The 20,360-nt window shown below is 65.6% G+C and carries 20 protein-coding genes; 4 read left to right on the top strand and 16 right to left on the bottom strand.

Going from position 1 to position 20,360, the window contains the following annotated elements; all coding sequences use genetic code 11:
* Positions 1–3: 3 nt before the first annotated feature.
* Positions 4–999 (bottom strand): hypothetical protein, encoded by a 996-nt coding sequence (locus tag AC1ROK_RS25385; protein WP_492852142.1) that lies wholly within the window; start codon positions 997–999, stop codon positions 4–6.
* 825 nt (positions 1,000–1,824) lie between these two features.
* Between AC1ROK_RS25385 and AC1ROK_RS25380 the strand changes: the two genes are divergently transcribed.
* Positions 1,825–2,085 (top strand): hypothetical protein, encoded by a 261-nt coding sequence (locus AC1ROK_RS25380; RefSeq protein WP_492852140.1) that lies wholly within the window; start codon positions 1,825–1,827, stop codon positions 2,083–2,085.
* Positions 2,086–2,143: 58 nt separating this feature from the next.
* Here the strand turns inward: AC1ROK_RS25380 and AC1ROK_RS25375 are convergent, their stop codons facing one another.
* The 5 genes from AC1ROK_RS25375 to AC1ROK_RS25355 form a co-directional block, all read right to left on the bottom strand.
* On the bottom strand, positions 2,144–3,706 hold the full coding sequence (locus tag AC1ROK_RS25375) for a hypothetical protein (protein WP_492852138.1): 1,563 nt from the start codon (positions 3,704–3,706) through the stop codon (positions 2,144–2,146).
* A 185-nt stretch (positions 3,707–3,891) separates the two neighbouring features.
* Entirely contained in the window at positions 3,892–4,350 is a 459-nt protein-coding gene (locus AC1ROK_RS25370) for a hypothetical protein (protein ID WP_492852136.1), read from the bottom strand.
* A 10-nt stretch (positions 4,351–4,360) separates the two neighbouring features.
* Positions 4,361–5,047, bottom strand: coding sequence for a hypothetical protein (locus tag AC1ROK_RS25365; RefSeq protein WP_492852134.1), 687 nt, complete (start codon positions 5,045–5,047; stop codon positions 4,361–4,363).
* Between the two features lie 9 nt (positions 5,048–5,056).
* Entirely contained in the window at positions 5,057–5,434 is a 378-nt protein-coding gene (locus AC1ROK_RS25360; protein WP_492852132.1) for a hypothetical protein, read from the bottom strand.
* The gene (locus AC1ROK_RS25355; protein WP_492852130.1) at positions 5,431–6,849 is read right to left on the bottom strand and encodes a packaged DNA stabilization protein; all 1,419 of its coding nucleotides are present in this window, start codon (positions 6,847–6,849) and stop codon (positions 5,431–5,433) included. The genes AC1ROK_RS25360 and AC1ROK_RS25355 overlap by 4 nt, the downstream gene beginning before the upstream one ends.
* A 264-nt stretch (positions 6,850–7,113) precedes the next feature.
* Here AC1ROK_RS25355 and AC1ROK_RS25350 point away from each other — a divergent pair, with 264 nt between their 5' ends.
* Together AC1ROK_RS25350 and AC1ROK_RS25345 are read left to right on the top strand one after the other, a co-directional pair.
* Complete coding sequence (locus AC1ROK_RS25350; RefSeq protein WP_492852128.1) at positions 7,114–7,500, top strand: hypothetical protein; 387 nt, start codon at positions 7,114–7,116, stop codon at positions 7,498–7,500.
* A 311-nt stretch (positions 7,501–7,811) separates the two neighbouring features.
* Positions 7,812–8,069, top strand: coding sequence for a hypothetical protein (locus AC1ROK_RS25345; RefSeq protein WP_492852126.1), 258 nt, complete (start codon positions 7,812–7,814; stop codon positions 8,067–8,069).
* Between the two features lie 633 nt (positions 8,070–8,702).
* Here the strand turns inward: AC1ROK_RS25345 and AC1ROK_RS25340 are convergent.
* The 6 genes from AC1ROK_RS25340 to AC1ROK_RS25315 form a co-directional block, all read right to left on the bottom strand.
* Positions 8,703–10,388, bottom strand: a complete 1,686-nt coding sequence (locus tag AC1ROK_RS25340) for a hypothetical protein (protein ID WP_492852124.1) — start codon at positions 10,386–10,388, stop codon at positions 8,703–8,705.
* 206 nt (positions 10,389–10,594) lie between these two features.
* Positions 10,595–10,933, bottom strand: coding sequence for a hypothetical protein (locus AC1ROK_RS25335; RefSeq protein WP_492852122.1), 339 nt, complete (start codon positions 10,931–10,933; stop codon positions 10,595–10,597).
* A 175-nt stretch (positions 10,934–11,108) separates the two neighbouring features.
* Positions 11,109–11,456: a hypothetical protein gene (locus AC1ROK_RS25330; protein ID WP_492852120.1), complete on the bottom strand. Its 348-nt coding sequence runs from the start codon at positions 11,454–11,456 to the stop codon at positions 11,109–11,111.
* A 7-nt stretch (positions 11,457–11,463) separates the two neighbouring features.
* Entirely contained in the window at positions 11,464–11,886 is a 423-nt protein-coding gene (locus AC1ROK_RS25325; protein WP_492852118.1) for a hypothetical protein, read from the bottom strand.
* A gap of 367 nt (positions 11,887–12,253) precedes the next feature.
* The gene (locus AC1ROK_RS25320; RefSeq protein WP_492852116.1) at positions 12,254–13,456 is read right to left on the bottom strand and encodes a phage capsid family protein; all 1,203 of its coding nucleotides are present in this window, start codon (positions 13,454–13,456) and stop codon (positions 12,254–12,256) included.
* A gap of 34 nt (positions 13,457–13,490) precedes the next feature.
* Entirely contained in the window at positions 13,491–14,258 is a 768-nt protein-coding gene (locus AC1ROK_RS25315) for a hypothetical protein (RefSeq protein ID WP_492852114.1), read from the bottom strand.
* Between the two features lie 171 nt (positions 14,259–14,429).
* On the opposite strand from AC1ROK_RS25315, the gene AC1ROK_RS25310 reads away from it, so the two are divergent.
* A complete protein-coding gene (locus tag AC1ROK_RS25310; protein ID WP_492852112.1) occupies positions 14,430–14,849 on the top strand; it encodes a GIY-YIG nuclease family protein in 420 nt (139 codons plus the stop codon).
* A 135-nt stretch (positions 14,850–14,984) separates the two neighbouring features.
* On the opposite strand, the gene AC1ROK_RS25305 is transcribed toward AC1ROK_RS25310, so the two are convergent.
* From AC1ROK_RS25305 to AC1ROK_RS25290, 4 genes are all read right to left on the bottom strand, one after another.
* Entirely contained in the window at positions 14,985–16,961 is a 1,977-nt protein-coding gene (locus AC1ROK_RS25305; protein ID WP_492852110.1) for a portal protein, read from the bottom strand.
* A gap of 188 nt (positions 16,962–17,149) precedes the next feature.
* The gene (locus AC1ROK_RS25300; protein ID WP_492852108.1) at positions 17,150–18,685 is read right to left on the bottom strand and encodes a terminase large subunit domain-containing protein; all 1,536 of its coding nucleotides are present in this window, start codon (positions 18,683–18,685) and stop codon (positions 17,150–17,152) included.
* Positions 18,663–18,950: a hypothetical protein gene (locus tag AC1ROK_RS25295; RefSeq protein ID WP_492852106.1), complete on the bottom strand. Its 288-nt coding sequence runs from the start codon at positions 18,948–18,950 to the stop codon at positions 18,663–18,665. Before AC1ROK_RS25295 ends, AC1ROK_RS25300 begins: the two co-directional genes overlap by 23 nt.
* A 457-nt stretch (positions 18,951–19,407) precedes the next feature.
* The gene (locus AC1ROK_RS25290) at positions 19,408–20,001 is read right to left on the bottom strand and encodes a hypothetical protein (RefSeq protein WP_492852104.1); all 594 of its coding nucleotides are present in this window, start codon (positions 19,999–20,001) and stop codon (positions 19,408–19,410) included.
* Positions 20,002–20,360: the final 359 nt, after the last annotated feature.

The following is a 20,360-nucleotide window of genomic DNA, read 5'->3' as shown; positions in this document are numbered from 1 at the left end:
GCCTCAGAGCTTGATGATGACGAGTTCGAACAGCGAGGGCTGGACGTTGGGGTGGGAGTTGCCGCTGCCCGCATTGGCCATGTCGCCATCGAGGTCGATCGCGCCGGAGCCGCCGATCCCCTGGCCCGCACTATCGCTGGGCGTGCCGGTGTATGCGGGCACGGTGGCGAGTGGGCTTGCGTTCCGGAACAGGATGCCGCCGGGGTAGGCGGAGTCGGCGTTGCTCCCGACATTGGCTCGAAAGGGATGCCCATGGTTGGGCATCTTCAGCGTGCCCTTGCCGTGGGCATGGACTGGCATCTGCGCCGTGGTGAGCGTGTGCGTCGCGGCGCCGACGGTCGCGCCCAGCGTGGTGTTGGTCTCGCCGCCATCCACCGTCGCATCGGGGATCAGGTTGATGTCGGCATTGCCCATGGCGCCGAGCCCGATGGCGATGCGGTCGCGATAGTCGGGCAGGGCGATGGTCTTGTTGGCAGCCCAGTCGCCGGCGGCGGATGCCCCACGTCCGCCGCTGACGGCGAGCGTGGGGTCGGCGGTCCACAGGTGGAGGAACAGCGCCTGGCAATCGGCATTGGCGCGCTCGCTGGCGCCCGAGCTGGCCGAGCCGAGGCTGCGGCCGTTGCAGCGCACCCAGCCGGTGGGCGCCGCGGTGCCATAATAGCCGATGCGCATGCCGGTGGTGACGAGCAGCGTCGGGTCGGTGACGCCGGGGTCGGGCGGCTCGTAATCGGCCGATTGCGGCACGTCGATATCGTCGTCGTCGAAGATCAACACGCCATTGGCGTCGGTGAGCTTCTGGCGATAGCTGCCCGGCGCCGGGCTCAGGTAGATCACCGGGAACATGCCGCGCGCATCGGCGAGGATCGGCTGATCATGCGCCACGCTCAGCGCGCCATCGGCATAGACCACCTGCGGCGTCGAGGTGGCGGTATCGTAGAAATAGAGTTGGTCGCCAATGCCGAAATTGGGCACGCGCGAGCCAGGCCAGATGGCTGCCATGGGGGAGTCTCCGGGGGAAGGGGGTGGACGCGTCTCAGCCCCCCGTGCAGTGAATGCGCAGGGGATTCAGCTCTGAGGGACGGCGCTGTGATTGATGCGGGAGGCGTTAAGACTGCCTCGTGGTGGTTGCGTGTTTCGGCGATTTTGCTGTTGCTCGCCGTCATGCTCGGGGGCGGCTACGGCTTTAACGAACCGCAGGGTTGGGAGAGGGCAATTGCGACGCGGCACCAGGCCGTCGAAGCCGGGTCTTGCCCGCCGCCACGTAATTGTCCGCCAGTCGCAGAGGAGCCCGCGGCCGTCGCCCCAGCTCCGCCAGTCGCAGCGAAGCCCGCCGCCGTCGCCCCAGAACCTGCAGGGATGAATGTCCAGGAATGGCTGTATGGGGTATTCGAATGGCTCGGAATCACTGATCCGCTCGCCAAAAGCGTGGGGGTTGGGGTGGTCGCCGGCCTCATCATTGCGTCCGCGCTGAGTATCGCCTTACGCCTCGTCTTGGGGATGCTGGCTGGCGGCTTGAGTCGACGGTAGTCGGTAAGCTGATGTCTGATCTGGATCTTGCCGCCCGCGCGGATGAGTGTCCTGAACAGCCTGGGCATACTCGAGGTGAAGCGGACGCTCCGCTGGATCGTTGCCCTGTTGGTGGTTCTCATCGTTGCGGTCGCGATAGTGGCCATACGTGTCTATGCTTGATGTCGCCAAGCTCGGGCGACCATGCCGCGAAGGAAGCAGTGGTTGACGGATTACGTCACACCACCGGCCGCCCGCTAGCAGGCTTGCGGTCGAACCGCAGGCGTGCATCTTTTCACGAGCCGCAAGCGAGGGCACATGATGACCGAACGTCCCGAAATAGAGCTGAGCCGCGAACGTGGTGATTGGATCGAGCATCCCAGAGGGCCGCTCGACAAGCCCAAAACTCTGTGGTTCGTCATGGCGGTGTCGGGCGGATTTGCGCTGCTTTCGATTGTTCTCTGTTTCATCAGCGGCAAGCCTGGATACTCGGTGCTCGTTGCAATATTTACCTTCCTGACGGGCGGCGCCTTTGCCGGGCGCTTTCCCGCTCTGTTCTTCAGAGGGAATCGCCGCTAGTTGGCAGCGCTCCGTGCTCTAGGCGCTGCCGTAAGGCAGTAGCCCAAGGCCGCTCTCGCTATGGCGAGGGAGCAGGATTGCCACCATAGACGTAGATATCGATGGGCTTTTGCACGTAATCGTTGTTGCCGAGGCCGGGAGCCAGCGCACGAAGGTCAAGCGGATCGACCGAGGGGGAGCGGCGGCCGGATGCAATGCTGGCACGCAGTTCGTTGGCGAAGCGGGACGCACCTCCGTCAACGACCTTGCGCACTATTGACGGTGCTACGACTGCTCCTGAGGCCGTCACAGCGGGCCCAACAACTGGATCTATTTTCGCTGCAAGGGGCGTGGCGACGGTGGCGAGACCTGCCCATGTGCCGTCACTCGATAGAGTCTGCATCAACTGGCCGATCGCGCTGTCGTCGCGCACAAAGCGCTGCATTTGAACGATGTCCTCGTCACTGAAGGACCCGAGGGTTGTCTTGTCGTCCAAGAGGTCGCGTACCCTCCTTTTCAGTGCCTTGGCAAACTCGCCCGAATTTCTGGCGCTGTTAATCATATCCTCGATGATCTTGGTCCGTTCCTGCCGATCCCGAAGGTTGGTGCTGGCCTGCCATTTGGTCGCGGCCGTGATGCCATCGCCCGAACCGTCGAAAGCCCCTTGCGGTAGACTGTCCACAAACTGGCGCAACTGCTGCAGCATGGCTTGGCCGAGCTCAGCTTCCTCTGCATTCCCGCTGCTAGCTGCGCGACGGAAGCTACCCTCAAGTAAGTTGAAAGCCTGGAAGGTCATCGGCTGGTCGGACAGTTGGTCGAGGTGCCTCATCGCCTCGCCCACGAGGTGATAGTTGCCGACCAGTTTTCCCTCCACCAGCATCCCACTGTCGGCGAGCAACCGGTCAAGATCCTGCCGCAGAATGGTTGTGGCGATCGGTTTGATTTGTACTCCGGCGCTCTTCGCTGCGTCGAGCTCCTCCCTTGACGTCAGCTTGAGCCCGTCGCTGGTTGGCGCGGCGGCGTTCGCCTTGGCCGCAGCGCGGGATTTGGCAACCTGACTGAGCACTCCAGTGACACCATCGAGCACCACGCCAGTGCCGGCGCTGGTTCCCGCGCCGGTCAGGGCACCCCAGCCACGGTCGGCAAGGGTATCGCCAGTGGCCGAGCCGGCGCCGTAAAAAGCGCCCTGAACGCCGTTGACCAGGAGGTTTGTGCCGATCCGGCCCAGGCCGGTGGCTGTGCCGGTGCCGCCGGTCACAAGCGCAGTCGGGAGTGAGCCCAGGATCTCGGCGCCATAGGCAACGATCGGGTTCTCCTGGCGAAAGGCTTCGAGGTTGCGGCGCTCGCGAGCGACATTGGAGTCGTAACGTTGCCATAAATCCTTGCCGTCGTCGCCGTGCAGCAACTGATCCAGGCCCGCCTGGCCGAGCGAAAACAGTTCATCGCCCCAGCCGAACGTTAACCCTTGCCCCGCGGCGCGGGCCACATTCTCGGTGAAGTCCGGCTTTGCTCCGGCGGGTTCGAGGCCATACGTGTTCTTCAGGTATAGGCTGAGCAACGGATCCTGGGCGGCGTTGGCCGCGGCGTGCGACTCATTGACCAAGCCCTTTGGCTGCAGGGGGTTGAAGGGTACACCAACCATTATTGCACCTTGCTAGCTTTGGTTGCGGGGGAGGGGACGAACGTGGCGCGTATGAGGCTGCGGGGGTGGTGACCGGGAATGAGGGCCAGGTGCCCGTGGTACACTCGCCATAGCCGTCTGGGCAGGTTGGCGGAAGCGGGTTCGGTCGCGGCGCTCGCCGCATAGTTCTCCCGGGGGGCCGGGCATCAAGGTCTCTCCCAATTTGCGGGGTCCGAGGGGGTGCCGCCGGTGAAGCCGGTGAAGGCGTAAGCCTTTTGGGCCGGCGGTATTGGCCGCGCGTCGCGCGGCAGGGGGTAGGGTGCGTAGGGAGAGGTCGATGCGGTTGGCCGCGGCGTCGGGGCCGTCCCCCCGAGCTGACCCGGCGACGCATAGGCATCGGCCCGACGCTGTGTCGCCTCCTGCACCTGCTGCCACGCGAATGGCCGCGTATTCGGGTTGGCGAACAGCGCGCGCAGCTCATCAGGCGGTATGGTGAGGCCGAACTCCGACAACGGCGCCGCAGCATTCGCGAACTGCTGCGGCGCTTCGCGCTCGTAGCGATCGGCTTTGCCCTGCGCCACGCCCTGGTCCCACAGGTTGAGCAGGTCGGTGAGTTTGGTCTGCGACGGCTGCAAGTCAGCGTATTCGGGGTAGGTCAGTGCCATCTTCGGCTCCTCAGAAGCTTGCGGGCATGCGGGTGGTGGGGTTGACGGAGCTGCCCCCGAAGCCGCCATAGCCGCCGAACGCACCGCCGCCGGCTATCCGGCCGCCGATGCCGACTATGGTGCCGAGCGCATCGAGCATGGCGCCCTGGCCGGCTTCCTTGCCGGCGGCGACCTGGTTGTTGGCGCCCATGTAGGCGGAGGACAGTCCGCTTTCGAAATCGAGGCTGCCGCCGCGCGCGGCGACGTCTTTGTCAACGCCGGCGCCGTACATGTTGTTGTAGTTCGAGAGCCCGTTCATCCAGTTGCCCCAGGCCTGGTCGGCATAGCCGGTGGCGTAGCGCATCAGGTCGAGATCGGTATTGCCACTATCGAGTCGCCCCATGGCCGAGCCCTTGCGGGCCACCGCGTCGAGCCCCTGGTCGAGCGCGAACTGGTAGCCCGGCCCGGCACGGAACGCCTCCTCGGCCCGGGCGTAGCCGTCGGCGCCGTTGAGGCCCATGGCATCGGCATAGCGGTCGGCGCCGAGCTTGCCGAGATCGAGGTAATCGCCGGTAACCCCCTGGATCCCCTCGATGACCGGCCGGCCGGTCTTGCCCAGCTGGTCGATGAGGCCGCGGTTCTGCTCGGCGGCCTTCTGCGTGGCCTTGCCCTTGTTGAGCCCCAGCCAGTCGCCGATGGTTTCGAAAATGTCAGCCATAGGTGGCTCCTATTTGTAAACGCGGGCGGTGAGCTTGCCGCTGCCATAGTCGAGCGGCATGCCGGTTTCGTTCTGGAAGCGGACGGAAACAGTGTTCGGGGCGCTCACCCAGGCAGTGATGACGATGCCCGCGGTGGCCAGCGAGAACGCCGCGGTGGCGAAATCGCCCAGCGCCGCGCCCGGCACCGTCACATCGGTAGTGGCGCCGGCGCCATCGGCGAGCAGCGGCGGATCGTAAGTCGCGCTGGCTTCGAGCGGGGTCAGCTCGGCAAGCTTGGTCGCCAGCTGGTTCAGCCAGTCGTACCAGGGTTTTGCGATCGCCCCGTCGGCGTCGACCAGCCGGGCGCTCGGATGCGGGATCGGCCTCAGGCTATCGGGCGTGCTCATGCGGCGCGCTCCTCGATATCCATGGCGCCGCCGAAAAACGCGATCTCGACGGGGTCGGAGATGCTCATCTCCCAGATCCGGCCCTTTCGGCCGGTCAGCCCGGCATTGTTGATGTCGATGGGCAGGTCTTCGCCTTGGGTGCCGAGCCGGCGGGTCAAGGGGTTCCCCCAGTTGCGGCCGCCATCGTCAGACCAGCGGATCCGCACCACCGGCTCGGTTTCGATCGGCGAGATGCCGGCGTCGATGCCGATGCCGGTTTCGAAATCGAAGCTGGCCTTGTGGATCACGGCGCGGCCGGGGAAGCGGTGCGCCTGGTTGGAGCGCAGCGTCCAGACCAGCGGGTTCGCCCCATCGCGCCGCGCCGCCGAGCTCAGCTCGAACGCCTTGCCGCTCTCGAGGTCGAAGGTGAACCACTTGCTCCAGGCGGCGACGCCATAGCGGCAGCGCCAATCGCTAAAGCCATAGCTCTGCCGCTCGTGCCAGCTGCCGGTCGAAACGTCATAGACCCAGGTCCAGTCCGGCCCGCTCAGCACCCAATAGGCGTGGCCGGCCGCCTGGTAGACCCAGGCCACCAGCTCGGCGGGGTTGGTCACCGCTTCGATCAGCCGGTTGAGGTCGGGGCCGGAGATCGGGGTGGGTTCATAACCCTGCAGCCGGCGCACCGTGTTGTCGTTGGCGACGAAGATCACCGTATCGGCAAAGCCCGGCTCGAACCCGGCGACGGCATAGGGGGCCTTGAGCCCGATCGGCACCACCACGCTGCGGTTAAAGGCGAAGCCGGTGGGGTTGCCGGCATTGGCGTAGAATTCGAGCGAGGCGGTGCCCATCAGGATCAGGTCGCTGCCCGAGGCGATGGCGCGGTAGAGCCCGTCGGGGTCGGCCTCGGCGGTGGTGCGGTCGACCGAAGCGAAGCTCGTGTCGTTCAGCCCCGACTGGTAGGCGAGCCCGTTCTCGGCGGTGACGATGAAATAGCCATCGACCCAACAGATCGAGTTGACCGAGGGCAGGTCGCCATCGCTGAACAGGGCGACAGAGGCGCCGGAGATATTGATGGAAGACATACCGCCGGAGTGAGCGATCAGCACGTCGGGCACCGGCGCCTTCATGTTGCGCGCCATGGTGACGGGTCCGGCGCCGCCCACCGTGCCGGTCAGCTCGGTCACGAGATAGCTCGAGGTGATCGAATAGACCCGGTTGCCGGAAACCACATAGAGCACCGAGCCCACCAGCAGCGCACCGCGAATGGCGGTCTGCGTGGTGGTGAAGCGGGCGATCAGCCCGGCGACGCGACGCCAGACGATCTCGCTGCGCGAGCCCGCTGGGGCCCGCTCGGCGATGGCATTGATCAGCCGGCCGCCGGTTTCGGTGGGGTTCACGCCCGGCGCGGTGCCGGTAGGCCAGCTGATCGGGGGCATCGGAAATACTCGGTTGGGGCGGATTGAGGTAAGTCGCCGGAAGATCCGGGGGAGGGGTGGGGCTGAGGGCACGAGGTGAGGTGACTTGCACCGCGGCGCGTTGGCGGCGGCGGTGCAAAGGGCTCACGGACAGGCACGCGTCTCATACGCGGTTTCGCAGAGTTCAACTGCGACCTCGTCTACGCAAACCGCGAGGATCGATGGGCTATTGCCGCCCCGAGGACCCAGACCTACCGTAACGCTCCGACCGAGTGAGGGATGAGCATGGAATCGCCGGACACCAAGAGGGAGCGAACCACCGCCGAGGTCGCCGGCGAGGATTTGCGCGCACGTGTCGAAGTCATCAGGGAGTTCCGCCATAAGACACGGGGATACGTCGATCTGACGATCGACCGCGCGGTCGCTGACAATGCTCTGCACGAAGAGCTTGGCCAGTTCGGCGCATACGAGCTGGACTACTCCATGGATGAGAAGAGGCGAGATATTCTGCTGCTGAACGGCCGCCGGGATGCAGCGCTCGCGGCCAGAGCGGCGGAGAGCACTCACAGAATGGTGCTCGGCCTTCGAAACGCGCTCTGGTTAGTGACCGTGCTGTTGATCGGCCTGATCGTATTGGTGGCTCCAATGGCACTCAAGCATTGGCCGCTATGACGCGCGATCTGAGTTCACGCCGATCGAACGGCGTTGCTTAGGGGTGCGCCGATCACCAGGCGCAAGCCAGATTGGATGCACACGAGCTCAGCGATCGGCGCGCGCGCCTTAGGGTTGCTGCCCTGCTCCCCAGGTCCCGCGCGCCAATGCGCTTAGGAGCACCGGAAGAGAGATGCTGGCGACCGCTGGGATGGTGCGGAACGCCTAGAGCGACGGCCTTACCCGTGGCCGCCACTTTGCACGGTGGCTTGCCGTCGAGCTTGACGGGGTGCATCCTCCTTGTAACCATTGCAGAGGGATCCATAACATCGATGACCGAACGGCCCGAGATCGAGCTGAGCCGCGAGCGTGGCGAATGGACGGAGCAGCCCAGGGGGCCGCTCGATAAGCCGCGGGTGCTCCTCGGAGCGATGCTGGTGTTCGGCATTGCGACTATCGTGGTGATCGTCATGTCCTTTGTCAGCCCCCGCCCGTACGCCGTTCTCGTTGCGGTGCCACTGGCCTTCCTGTTGGGGGTCGCAGTTGCCGGTCGCTTCCCCGGTGCGTTCTTTGGGCGGAAAGGCCGCTAGCGAAGGGCCAGCGAAGCGGCGGGGCCTTCCGGTTGTTGCGTCCGCGGACTTTCCTGAAAGAGGCCTCAGCATCGCTGGTAACGCGCGTCTCACGGGCGTCGTGCCGTAAGCGGCATACACGGTTTGCCGCTTACGGGGGGCCTTTGTTACCGCCGCGCACAACAATCTCAATCGGCCCTGGATTGATGGCGATCAGTTCGCCCAGCTCGGCGAGCGGATCGCGCGATGGTTCAATTTGGCTGGCTTGGCCGTTATGGCCCAATGGCATTGGCGGATCGCTTGTACGACCGGTGATGCGGCGATATCTGTGATAAGGTGGCCGTAGTGGCAATCAAGCTTGGCAGTTGCGATGTCTAATTTGGAACAGAAGCCGAATGTGTCTCAAAGACGCGACCAGATACCGTTGATCGTGGCCGCTTTTGGCGTCGTGATTTGCGCTGTTGGGTTTTACAGGGGCTTGGAGGCCACGGGCTACAACTGGACAGCGGCAGGGTTTTTTACCGTTACCGGCGTGATCATTGGGTTCGTATTCGCCCGGCGCCCTCGTATCACCTTATGACGGCATCCATGGTTAGCGCAGTACCGCGTGGCCGCTGGAGTGCCCTTGGCGACGCTGACTAGCGGTCGGCAGGTTCAGTGTGTGTTTCGAAGCCGCTGCACCGCCTCGTACGCGGCCCTCGGGGTCAACTTGCCAGCCGTAAGCTGAGCCGCGAGATCACCATGGCCGTTACGTGATAGCCAGGTCGCCAGCCCGCCGTCGGGGCGATGCTGGTTTGCTGCGACAACGATGGGAGCTGCTGTCAGCGCGGCTTTGTCCGCCTCACTGAGCGCGAAGCGTTTCACTGGTGGGCCGCCGCTTTGTACTGCGTCCTGCAGCTTGGTCAGCTTGGCGGCGGTGCCAAAGCCCGGCATCATGTTTGCCCCCACACCGGCGGCTGGCAGGAGGCCTAGGCTAGGGTGGAGGTACGGAGCGGTCATGGAGAAAAGTTCGGCGTACTGGTTGTCGGAGGGGGCGAGCTTACCGACCATTCCAAAAAGCTCGTCGAGCGCACCATCGCGAGTTACCCGCTGCAGCAGCACGCGCTCATCAGGGGTGAACCGCGCTGACTTTCGTTGATCATTGATGATCGCCCCGATCTCGTCTCGGATGGCGTCATTGAAGCTCGCGCCGTTCTTGGCGCGCTGCTTTGCTTTCTGGATCACCTCGGTAATCAATTCGCTGTTGCGCAGTTGGTTGTTGGCGACGAGCGCGGCCTCGACGGTTGGCCCGGCCTGTTTGGGCTTCTTCGACTTGAAGGCGCCGATGCCGGCGGAGCCGATAAAGTTATCGATATCGTCAAGCATGAGGCTGGCGATGGCCGCCTGACCTTGGTCAGCCGAGTTCGTGGCGGCCCGGACTTCCTGGCGGAGCTCAGTGAGCTTGCCCAGCGTTGGCCGCGGGTTGCCCTTGGTGCCCAGTTTTCGGATGTTGTCGAGCACCTCCTTGGCGAGGATCTGTCCGCTCGCATTGATCGCCTGGCCGGCCGTCGTGCTTATGGTGTCGCCGAGCTGGTTGATTGCTGACCGTCGATAGCGGACCCCTAAGTCATCGGCATTGCCATACGCCGCGATCTTGGCTTCGCGCAGGGCCTCCAGGCTGGTCGGCACAGAAGTGCCGATCATCCGGCGCAACGAGGCGGCGACGGCTGCCGGACTGAAGCCGCCGATAAGCGATGCCGTGGCCTCGGCTGTCTTGTTGCCCGGCGCGATCTGCTGGGTCACGGCTGCGGCGGTGCCGCCGGTGAGCGCGGATATCAGTTCGGCCACGAAAGCACGCCCTGGGGTTTTGGAAAGTAAGCTCAACGGCCCGCCGACCGGTATCATCGCGCCCACGTCTTGCCCCACTCGGCGTACCATTTGCTTGCCCGGATCGGTGCTGGGCTCAAATATCGCGGGCGCCAGCAATTCCAGCAGCATGTCGGAACCACCAAACGGCTTGGCTGATGGCTGAAGGTTGGTGCCGGCGACAGCGTTGATACCGGACATTCCCAATCCCATCAGCCAGTTCAGGCCATCGACGGGAAATCCTAGTGTTTGCGCCACCCCCTCGTATGCGCCAGACATGCCTTGCCCAACATAGCTCTGCCGGTAGTCGTCGTCGGCCGGAGCTGGCGGCGTTGTCAGTGATGGGGAGCCCGGCACCGGCAAATCATGGGCGGTCAGCGCCTGTTGTTGTTGCATCTCGCGATAGGCGGCGCGGAGTATGGCGACGGATTCGGAGTCTCCCTCTGCCTCAGCAATACGGATCCCCTCTGCCAGCTGTTCCAGCGTGATGTCCATTCTCAAATCCTCGTTCTCGGCCGCGTCGCGGCGATGTCACCAGACGTCAGTCCGGGGCCAACCGGTGGGGTCGTAAGTCCGTGTGTTCGGCGCTGCGGCAGGGGTACGTCACCCCGGCCGCCCCGTAACGCCCTGCTCGATTTGCAGCCGGCGATGCACAGCGCACCGCATGGCGCCCCTGGCCGGTAGGCAAGGGGATCGGGGCATCAGAAATACTCAACTTCCTGAGTGCGGCCGGAGAGGATGGTGGGCTTGAGCCCCCGTAGCCGCTGTTCGGCGAGGAGCCGCTTCTGCTCGTCGGGCGGGGCCCCGAAGGCGCGGGCCCGGGCATTGGCGAGCAGCACCGCGAGGTGGTCGAAGGCGTCGTCGTCATAGGCATCGGGGTCGCCCCACACCCAGATATCGCGGGTGGCGAGATCGCTCATCACGGGGGCGATGGCCTTGTCGATTTCATCGAAATCCTCGGCCGAAGCGGTCTGCCCGGCGCCGACCACGCCGAGTTCGGCCAGCGCGCGGTTGACGAGGTCGTGACGGGTCTTGGGCATTGGGTGCTCTGATCTCGGGTGGGGGGGCGCTCCCCTCCCCCTTGAGGGGAGGGGCTGGGGGTGGGGGTGGCGAGGCGGGCACGGCGATGATTGCCCCCCACCCTCAATCCCTCCCCTCCTAGCGGACGCGGTAGCGCCGCGGGGGGGAGGGAAGCAGGGCCGAGCCCAACCACCCCTAACCCACAAACGCCTGCTTCTCCGCTTCGGAGAGGGCGTTGAAGGCGTGGGCTTCGGCCTTGTTGAGGCCGTCCTTCACCTTCTGGTCCTTGTCGCCGCGGACGATGATGAACCGCCCGCCGCCATTGTGGATGGCGCGAAGGCCGATCGCCGGCGGATCGGTTTCATCGAGTACGGTGAGCACCGCACCCTCGACCGCGAAATGTGGGTTGGTTGCCAGCTTTTCGAGCAACGCCGCGTGCTCGGTATCGTCGAGCTCGCGCGGCTCGCCATCGAAGAAGCGCAGCCCTTGAAGGCTCACCACTTCGCTGTCGCCCGCGGGCGCGTGGTAGGTGACCTTGGCCATGCCGGACCTACTTCATGTAGCCGAAAAAGCGCGGCTGGATCGTGCCGGCGACCGCCGTGGCGGCCGCGGCGACGGTCTTCCAGGCGATCTCGGTATCGGCGGTGAACTCGTAGTTGAGGCCCGTCGCCGCCAGCGTGGTGTTGGTGCCGCCGGCCTGGCCGGTGGTGGCGCCGGTGGCAATGAACCGGTCATCGTCACCGGCATCGCCAATGGCGAAGGTGAGGAGCGGCGAGCCGTTGCTGTCGAGGTCGGGCACCACCACCGATATGCCGGTGAGGACGAACCCGCGCGGCACCACGAACAGGCCGACGGTCTTGTTGAGGGCCAGGTCGCCGGCGACGAGCGCCACATCGGCGCCAAGGCACTTCATGGTCCGGGCAAAGCCCTGGTTGCCAACCTGCGGCTGGCTATAGGCGTTACGATCAGCCATGGCCGATCTCCTTTTCTGGAATGGGGGGAAGGGGGGTGGAGGGGCAGGGCGGGGCACCGGCCTCTCCATGATCCTCCCCCGCGGGGCGGGGGAGGGGGACCACCCGAAGGGTGGTGGAGGGGGCAGTCAGAGTCTGCGGCTACGCGCCGACCTGCCTTCTCCCCTTGCGGTCGGCGGACGAGGGCGAAGCCCTCGCCCGGAGGTGGCGCGCAGCGCCGGATGAGGGGTACCGCAACCGCAGGTTGTGCGATCCGAGCGAAGCGAGGAGCGACTGAGAGTTTGGCCGCCCCCTCCACCGCCTATGGCGGTTCCCCTCCCCCGCCACGCGGGGGAGGATAGCGGAGAGGGCGGTGCAGGAAAGTCCGCCTTAGCTATTCCCCACCCCGGCGACGAACCCGGTCACCATGCCCCAGTCGACCAGCGAGCCGATCGTCGCCGAGGCCCCTGCCGCCAGCGGGGCCTTGGCGATCTTGCCGACCCCGTACTGGGCTTCGATGCCCATGCCGGTGACGAAGTCGTAGTCGCCGTCCTCGAGCGTGGTCGGGCGCGGCATCTGGCCGAGCGCATAGGCGAGCGCCCCCTGGCCGCAGAGGAACACCGGCTCGACGTCGATCCCCGCGGCGCCGGCGCCCTTCAGCAGCAGGCGCTGGGTGATCTCGGGGATTTCGACATAGATCACCCCGTCATAGACCAGCGCGCCGCCGGTAAAGAGCGGGTTGGTCTTGGTCGGGTCGCTCCCCTCGCGGTTGCGGGCGTCACGGTTCGCGGCGGTCATCACCGGGTCGGCCTTCAGGTCGCGAAAGCCGCGGGCGCCGACGAAGCAGACGAACCATTCCTGGTCGCCCTCGGCCTCCATATAGGGGCTGATCCTGGGCCGGCCGTTATAGACGCCGGGGTTGTTGGGGTCGACGCCGGTCTGCTTGGCCTGGTCCTTCAACAGGCTCCCGACGGCCGCCGACATCTTGTCGGAGGTCGCGTCGACATTGCCCACCGCGGTGGCGAAGGTGGTCGAGTAGTTGGAGAGCGCCGAGCCGAACACCACGCGGTCGGGGTTGGCGGTGACCCAGGCATTCTTGTTGCCGGCGGTGGCCGCCGACCACTTGATGCCGTTGACCCGGTTGCCGGGGTTGCCGAAGCGGCCGGCCTGCATCGCCGAAGTGGGGATCGACAGCAGCGCATCGACCAGGTCGTCGCGGACGATGCGCTTCGACCAGCCACGCAAGAGGCTCCGGGCGGTGGAGCGCACCGAGAACGAGCTCTCCTTGTTCTGCGCCCGGTTGTTGGCCACGGCGTTGCGGGCCCAGTCGGCCCAGAGCGGCATGCCGTAGCTGTCGATCTGCTCTTCGTTGCCGCGCAGCGTCCCGGCGCCGACGCCATCGCCCGAAAGCTGGGTGACGAGCGGCACGCGGATCTCCTTGCCGTCGGCTTCGAGGTCCGACATGCGCACGATCACCGAGGTGGAATCGTCGCCCATATAGGCATCGAAGCGCGACGAGCGCAGGAAGTCATAGGCGACATCCTGGCGGAACTTGATCACTTCATTATTGGGGTGGTTGGGGGAAAGAGCCATGTCTGATGGTCCTGCTTTTCAGCCGGGCGCGCCTTCAGCGTCGCCGGCGGGTGGTTGCCGAGAACAGCTCGGCATCGGAGGGGTCGCCGGCCGCGGATGCGGGGCCGGCGGCAGTGCCGATGCCTTGCAGCGAGGGGATGTGCGGCACGGCTGAACGACGGGGGGCTTCAACGGTGGGCTGGGCAGCGCCGCGCAGCTGGGCGAGGAAACGCTGCTGGACTTCGGGGTCCCGCATCGCCTCGTCGAGCACGCGGTTGCGATAGGCAGCGGGGTCGCCGCCGATCTCATCGAACGCCTGGCGCTTCTTGTGCCAGGCGACGAGCTCGCCATAGGGGTGGTTCGAGCGCATGATCCTGAGGTAATCGGTCTGCACCGCCGGGTCGGCCTGCATGGCCTGCCCGAGCGCGTTGTAGGCCGCCCGCACCGTGTCCGACCCGTGCTTTTCTTCCGCCAGCAGGCGAGAGACGCCCTGCCGCTGCTGGAACAGCTGCTCGTGGATCGGGGTGACCAGCGAACGGCCCCATTCATCCGGGTTGTCCCAGAATTCGGGAGGCCGCGCCGCCTGGTGCTGCGGCTGCAGCTGCGCCTCGAGCCGGGTGAGCCGATGCTTCAGCTCATCCCGATCCCGCTCCGCCGCCCGCCTTGCATCGGCTTCTTCACGAAGCCGGGCAGGGGGAATGGCAGGCTCGGGCCGCGGTTCAGCGACCGGCTCGATCACCGGTTCCGCTTCGGCCACCGGCGCTTCACCGGTGACGGTAGCGTTGAACAAGGCGGTATCGTCGACCGTTTCAGTGTCGTTCATCTCGTGTCTCCCGGACTATCGCGTCCGATTGGCGTGACCCTCACTGTCGCGGAGAGTGCAGCGAAACCGGCAGGAGGGCGCCGGCAGCCCGTTGCGCCGTATCGTGGCGCGGACGAAACTGTTGTTGGCGTGGGCGGCGCGTGGGGCCGCAGATCTTGGGAAGTGGCACAATTGTTCCCACCCACCGGCTGTCATCCCAGCGAAAGCTGGGACCCATCTACCCACTTGCGCTGCGGCGAGTTGGGTCCCAGCTTTCGCTGGGATGACACCGAGTTGGAGGGGCTGCAGGTGCACAAAACGTACTTCGTGTATCTGCTCGCCTCGCGGCGCAACGGGACGCTCTACACCGGCGTGACCAGCGACCTGATGGGCCGTGTTGCGCAACATCGCGAACATGTCGTGTCTGGGTTCACCAGCAAGTACGATGTCACCCGGCTCGTGTGGTTCGAGCCGCACGACTCGGTCGAGGCGGCGATCACGCGAGAAAAACAGATCAAGACGTGGCAGCGCGCATGGAAGATTGAGCTGTTCCGGGACCTGAACCCGAATTGGGATGATCTGTTTCCGGCATTGGGCAAAGGCACCTGGTAGGCACCAAGCCAACCCACCCACCGGCTGTCATCCCAGCGAAAGCTGGGACCCATCTACCCACTTGCGCTGCGGCGCGTTGGGTCCAGCTTTCGCTGGGATGACACCGAGTTTGGGGTGATTTCCCGTGGCTCAACCCTACCCACCCGGCCGAGCCCGTACCTCAGCCGCCTGCACCTGCAGCGCTCGCCCCGCCAGCTCCAGCTGCCGGTTAGCCCGTCTTGCATCCTGCTCCTCGCGCCGGAACATCAGCTCGTCCTGCCGTTCCACCGCGTCGATCCGCTGCTCCAGCCCTTCGGCCTCGCGCTCGGCACCGATATCCTGGGCCTCGGCCATCAGCTTTGCCGTCTCGGCCTCGGTCTTGCGGTTGCCCAGTGCCTTGCCCTGCAGCTCCAGCATCGCCGCCTGCTGCTGCAGCATGGCGGCCTGCTGTTCCCTGGGGTCGGGCGGCTGCGGTTTCTGCCGGGTCGCATCGCGGAATTTCTTCTTGGCGGAAGCTGGCATCGAGGAGGTTTCGATCAACACTTCCAGCGCTGCCGCGGCCACTGCCGGTTGCAGCAGCGGGCCGACGGCCTGCAGCGCCTGGCGCACCGACTCGTTGGTGTCGGCCTGCATGGTCACGGTGTCCGGCCCCTCATCGAGGATGATGTCGACATCGAGCGAACCGAGCGCATTGGTGATGGTGGGGATGCCCGTCGCCGGGTCGATCGCCAGCCGGTTGACCGACAGCCAGTTGCCGAGGCCCTCGTCATCGGTGACGCGGATCCAGCGCTCGGCGGTCCAGAGGCTCTGCACCGCGTTCCAGATCGCGCGATAGACCCGCTGCTTCCAGCCGCGATAACCGAGGAGGTACGGCCCAAGTTCGGCGATCCCCGCCTGCTGCTGCAGCGCAATGGCGCGGCCACTCATATCCTGCACGCCCGAGCCCATCAGCGCGGGGTTGAAGCCGTAATTCTCGATCTCCTGCTTGGCCTCCTCGAGGAAACCGAGATTGGCGTTGAGCTCGGCGCCGCGTGCCGCATCGTCGAATTGCGGCAGCTCGGCGCCCACCGGCACCACGACCACGCCATCGGGGCGGGCGAGCTCGGCGCGGATCTTTTCCGGCTCCAGCCCCTGGCCATCGCGGATGACGATGCGGCGCGACTGGCTGGTGTGCAGCCCTTTCGAGCGGCGCTGGTTGATCTCGTCCTGCGCCGATTTCATGTTGCGGAAGAAGCCGTAACGGTCGCCGTCATGGTCGACATTGGCCGAAAACATCACGTATTTGCAGAGCGTCCGGCGCTTCTCATCGCGCAGATAGCTCTCGCCCTCGGCGAGGATGGCCGCGCCGGTATAGATGGCAAAGCACCACTGGTTGCCGCGCTTGTACCAGTGGTCGATGACGCGCACCCGACGGTGGTGCTCATCGCCCATCACCCAGTTATCGTCGCTGTCGGGGTTGCTGGTGAGCTCGGAGCCGAGGTCCACCGAGGCCTCGATCTCGCGCTCTTTGTCGGGGAAGGCAGCGAGCAGTTCGCTCGCGTCGGCCCATTTGCCGATCCCCATATAGCCTGCATCGGAGAAATCGGCGCGGGTCGAGGTCGGGTCATAAAAGAACCCCGCGGGGTCGACGACTTCGAAGCCGATTTCGGTGTCGCCCTTGTCGCCGGCTTCCAGCGTCAGCTCGAGCCCGCCAATGCCGTCGACGGCGCCATTGAGCCCGGCGATCGGCGATTTTTCCTGCCAGCGCTGCTCGTCGAGCACATAGCGCAGCACCGCGGTCACGACCTCCGCGCCATCCTCATGTTTCGGCGTGCGGGCATAGCCCTTGGGGTCCTGGCGCTGCCGCTCCAGCAGGCCGACCACGGCGTTGATCTTCCGCGCCATGCGGTTGTAGGTGACGACGGGTTGCTTGCGCTGGTTCAGCGTCTTGATCTGCTTCGCCGTCCAGTGCGCGCCATGGTAGTAGCGCCGCGCTTCCTGCTGCTCGTCGATCTCGGCGCGCTTGCCATCGAGATAACTCAGGTAATCCTGCTTCAGCCGCGCCAGGGACCGGCCGGGCACAGCGGCCAGGGCAGGGGAGACGGCCGGGTCGGCAACCGGCGTCGCGGCTGCGAGGTTTGCGAGATCGCTCATCGGAACTCCTAAATCACTGCACGGATGAGTTGAACCACTGCGATCGCCCCACCCTCGATGTCATCCCTGCGAAAGCAGGGACCCAACTCGCCACAGCGCAGTTGGATGGTTGGGTCCCTGCTTTCGCAGGGATGACAGCCGGTGGGTGGGTTAGTGCGAGTCCAACCGGCTTCTCCGGTGCCGACCCCTCAATAGCTCTGCCAATCGCCCGGCCTGGCGCCACCGCTCGCTGCCGCATATCCCGACCTCTGCCGATGCACTTCTGCCGCCGGCTTCGCCCGCACCCAGGGGCGCGACATTGCGGCATAGCGCCAGTCGTCGGCGGCATGGTCTTCGGTGTCGGTGTCGAGATCTTCGGGCCGCGCCTGGTCGTGCTGCAGCATCGGGATGGTGCGGATCGAGTCGCGGCAGGTCGAAAAGCAATAGATCATCGGCCGCCCCTCGGGGTCGAGCTTGCCGTCTTCATCGAGGCTCGTGCCGACGAGACGCTGGCGCAGCATGTCCCAGCCGCCCATGGCGCCGCGCTGCGACACCCGCTTGTTGTCGGCGCCGCGAAAGAAGATCCGCTTGTCGCCTGAGCCGAGCGTAATGCGGCTCGCGATCGAGGGCCCGCCATCCTCGGCAAAGGCCGCCGGGTCGAGCACGCCGAGCCCCACCGTTTCGGTCTCGCGCTGCGCGAGGCCCTTGCCCACCTGTTCGGCGGTGAGCTTCAGCCCCTTGTTGGGTTTGCCGGGTTCGCACCCATACCATTCGCGGTAGCGGATCAGCGCGCCGCGCGGCAGCAGCACGCCCGACACCGGGTGGCGGGTGTCGTCGCCGACAATCGCCCACCAGCCGAACGAGAACGGTCGGGCGCTGCCCCAGTCGCCGGAGCGGAATTTCGCCCAGTCCTCGGGGATGGCGAAGGGCTCGATGACATGCAGCCGCGTCTGCCAGCAATCGAAGAAGGCGCCATCGACAATGTCCCAGTCGCCATGCCGCATAGCGCGGATCAAGGCGGCGCTGCCCAGCCCCTCGAGCCGCGCCTCATAGGCCGGGTCTTCGGTGGTGAGCGTCGGGTTGTCCTCGAGCCGCGCCGGGATGAACTGGCGCAGCATGCCGCCTTCCGCTGCCTCGGTGCGGTGGATGGCGAGCGGCGCGGCGGCATCGATAAAGGTCACTTTGACGAACTGGTGCCCGACCCCGCCGGGGTTGGCGCCGCAGAGAATGCGCGGGAACCGCCCGCGATATTTCTCGGGCACCGCAATGCCGGTCATCCGCACGCGATTGCGCAGGAACCGATAGATCACCTCGGTGAAATGGGTCAGCTCGTCGATCAACAGCACGTGGATCTCGGCGCCCTGGTACTTGAAGCGGTCCTTTTCGTCCTTGCAGTGGCAGAGATAGATCTTCGAGCCGTTCCAGAAGCGGATCTCGTCCTCGACGATCACCACAAACCCGCATTCCACCCAGCCGGCGAGCAGCGCGCGAAAGCCCGATGGGCCTTCCATATGGTTCTTGCTCAGGTCCTCGCGGATGCGGCGAAACAGATAGACCTGCAGGCCCGCGATCTCGGCACACCAGCTGATCGCCGCCTGCCGCATCAGATGCGATTTGCCACCGCCCGCCGCCCCGCCATAAAGCACCTCGGTCGCCGCCGAGCCGAACGCCACCCACTGCTTGGGATGGAGCGCTATGCGCAACGCCTCGGGGCGCTTCGCGCTACTGGTCGCTCCCTTTGGCATTCTTGGGCATCCCCTCGAAGATAATGGTCGGCCGCATGCTGCCATCGGATGAACGATGGTCGACGGTGGCATGCTTGGAATGGAGGTACGGCGCCGCCTTGTTGGCCGCATCGACGCGCTCGCTGCGCGGAATTTCGGGGTTGCGCATGATGGCGAGCAGGAAATCGAGCGGGGTCTGGACAGGATCATCCGGCGCGTTGCGCGGCCAGGTTGTGTCCGTCTCAGAAGGCGGAATGGCGCTGGATTTGCTACCGGCGCGGGGCATGGCATTTCCTCAAAGTCTACGGGCGCGCCGCCCTACTGATAGAGACGGCCCCCTCCCGGCCTCCCCCATGAAGGGGGAGGTGAAGAAACGCGGCTCCATCTTCGATCGTGCCAAACCCACCAGCAGGGCACCTCCCCCTTTATGGGGGAGGCCGGGAGGGGGCCGTCTGCCAGTAGTTAACCGCCTAGAAGCGACCACCGGCCGGCGCGGCGGGCAGCGAAGCTGGTGAAAGGAGACGAGCAAACCACACGCGGTGAACGGGTAACGCCTATCGGCTCTCCCGTCACCGTGGACCCGGAGGCAACCCGCCGAAGCGTCCCCTCACAGTCAGCCCACATAGAGGCGGCGAAAGCTCGCTGCCTGATGCTGAAACTAGGGTGATTGCGTCGGGGGTGCAACCGCCCGGTTTGCGCTCACCACAGGCTGGGGTTCGGCTGTGGTGACAGTTGCCGGTGGTCTACTTTCCACGCCCCGCATACCACGCCCGAAACGCCGACACGTCCCGCACCCCATGATCCATCACCGCCTCATACACCAGCGCGCTCGGGAGCTTCGGCTCCGTCGTATCGGCAGCGAGCACGTGCTTGATGGTGAGGATCACCACCCGGTCGGCGTCGGTCAGCCGTGGCAGCAGGGTACGCAGATGCGTTAAGTCAGGCTGCCGTTCGGGCTGGTCGACCAGCCAGATGTCAAACGTCCAGTTGGCGCCGGTGGCGGTGCGGACGGTCAGCCCAAGATAGAGCCCATCGGGGTAGTTCTGCGGCTCGGCGTTCCAGCTTCCGGCGTCGTTGCGGAAGCGCACGCCGACCACGAGGTCGGTGCGCTGCATCAGCCGGGCGCCCAGTTGCGCGAAGGCGGCGAGCGTCGCGGCGTCGAGTTTCGGGCAGCTCACCGTGATGTCGATGTCGCGGCGGACCATCAGGCCCAGCGCCGAGCTGCCGACTCGGGTGGGTTGGCCGAGCTCGCCGAGCTGCTCGACGAGACCGAGGGCTGCTACCAGCGCATCAGCCTCGGCCTGCAACTGCTTCTGGGCAACCAGCAGATCATCCATCGCGATGTCCCTCCTAGCTCTCGAAACCGCTGCTGCTACAGCAACTCGGGCAGGAAGCCCAGCGCCGTCCCGCCGGATCCGGCCACCGGCGATCCAGGTCCGAAGTATTAGCGGAAGAGGGCGTCGATATGCTTGATGCACGACTATTGCGTTCCCCGATATGTTGGTTGTCAGCAGTTGTTTGGGGCTGCTCCGCTATGTTCCGTCGCCCAGTCTGATGATGCGGGGGTTCAACTCCCGGCTCTGCCGGCCTTGGTGCGGTTATGCTGAACTAAGCGTGCCGTTCTCAGAATGTTCCTGTCCGGAAAGTCGTATTACGTCAGGCCATTCCCGGTATGTTCCCGGTACCAATTGTGCCG

Source organism: Devosia sp. GW821-FHT12F11, assembly GCF_058806655.1.
This window is presented reverse-complemented; position numbering and strand designations above follow the sequence as displayed.

Excerpts from the sequence above, each read along its gene's own strand:
- AC1ROK_RS25370 (WP_492852136.1), bottom strand. The coding sequence starts at position 4,350 with ATGGCACTGACCTACCCCGAATACGCTGACTTGCAGCCGTCGCAGACC.
- AC1ROK_RS25385 (WP_492852142.1), bottom strand. The coding sequence starts at position 999 with ATGGCAGCCATCTGGCCTGGCTCGCGCGTGCCCAATTTCGGCATTGGC.
- AC1ROK_RS25295 (WP_492852106.1), bottom strand. The coding sequence starts at position 18,950 with ATGCCCCGCGCCGGTAGCAAATCCAGCGCCATTCCGCCTTCTGAGACG.
- AC1ROK_RS25350 (WP_492852128.1), top strand. The coding sequence starts at position 7,114 with ATGGAATCGCCGGACACCAAGAGGGAGCGAACCACCGCCGAGGTCGCC.
- AC1ROK_RS25375 (WP_492852138.1), bottom strand. The coding sequence starts at position 3,706 with ATGGTTGGTGTACCCTTCAACCCCCTGCAGCCAAAGGGCTTGGTCAAT.
- AC1ROK_RS25345 (WP_492852126.1), top strand. The coding sequence starts at position 7,812 with ATGACCGAACGGCCCGAGATCGAGCTGAGCCGCGAGCGTGGCGAATGG.
- AC1ROK_RS25305 (WP_492852110.1), bottom strand. The coding sequence starts at position 16,961 with ATGAGCGATCTCGCAAACCTCGCAGCCGCGACGCCGGTTGCCGACCCG.
- AC1ROK_RS25360 (WP_492852132.1), bottom strand. The coding sequence starts at position 5,434 with ATGAGCACGCCCGATAGCCTGAGGCCGATCCCGCATCCGAGCGCCCGG.
- AC1ROK_RS25300 (WP_492852108.1), bottom strand. The coding sequence starts at position 18,685 with ATGCCAAAGGGAGCGACCAGTAGCGCGAAGCGCCCCGAGGCGTTGCGC.
- AC1ROK_RS25340 (WP_492852124.1), bottom strand. The coding sequence starts at position 10,388 with ATGGACATCACGCTGGAACAGCTGGCAGAGGGGATCCGTATTGCTGAG.
- AC1ROK_RS25325 (WP_492852118.1), bottom strand. The coding sequence starts at position 11,886 with ATGGCTGATCGTAACGCCTATAGCCAGCCGCAGGTTGGCAACCAGGGC.
- AC1ROK_RS25365 (WP_492852134.1), bottom strand. The coding sequence starts at position 5,047 with ATGGCTGACATTTTCGAAACCATCGGCGACTGGCTGGGGCTCAACAAG.
- AC1ROK_RS25330 (WP_492852120.1), bottom strand. The coding sequence starts at position 11,456 with ATGGCCAAGGTCACCTACCACGCGCCCGCGGGCGACAGCGAAGTGGTG.
- AC1ROK_RS25335 (WP_492852122.1), bottom strand. The coding sequence starts at position 10,933 with ATGCCCAAGACCCGTCACGACCTCGTCAACCGCGCGCTGGCCGAACTC.
- AC1ROK_RS25290 (WP_492852104.1), bottom strand. The coding sequence starts at position 20,001 with ATGGATGATCTGCTGGTTGCCCAGAAGCAGTTGCAGGCCGAGGCTGAT.
- AC1ROK_RS25355 (WP_492852130.1), bottom strand. The coding sequence starts at position 6,849 with ATGCCCCCGATCAGCTGGCCTACCGGCACCGCGCCGGGCGTGAACCCC.
- AC1ROK_RS25380 (WP_492852140.1), top strand. The coding sequence starts at position 1,825 with ATGATGACCGAACGTCCCGAAATAGAGCTGAGCCGCGAACGTGGTGAT.
- AC1ROK_RS25315 (WP_492852114.1), bottom strand. The coding sequence starts at position 14,258 with ATGAACGACACTGAAACGGTCGACGATACCGCCTTGTTCAACGCTACC.
- AC1ROK_RS25320 (WP_492852116.1), bottom strand. The coding sequence starts at position 13,456 with ATGGCTCTTTCCCCCAACCACCCCAATAATGAAGTGATCAAGTTCCGC.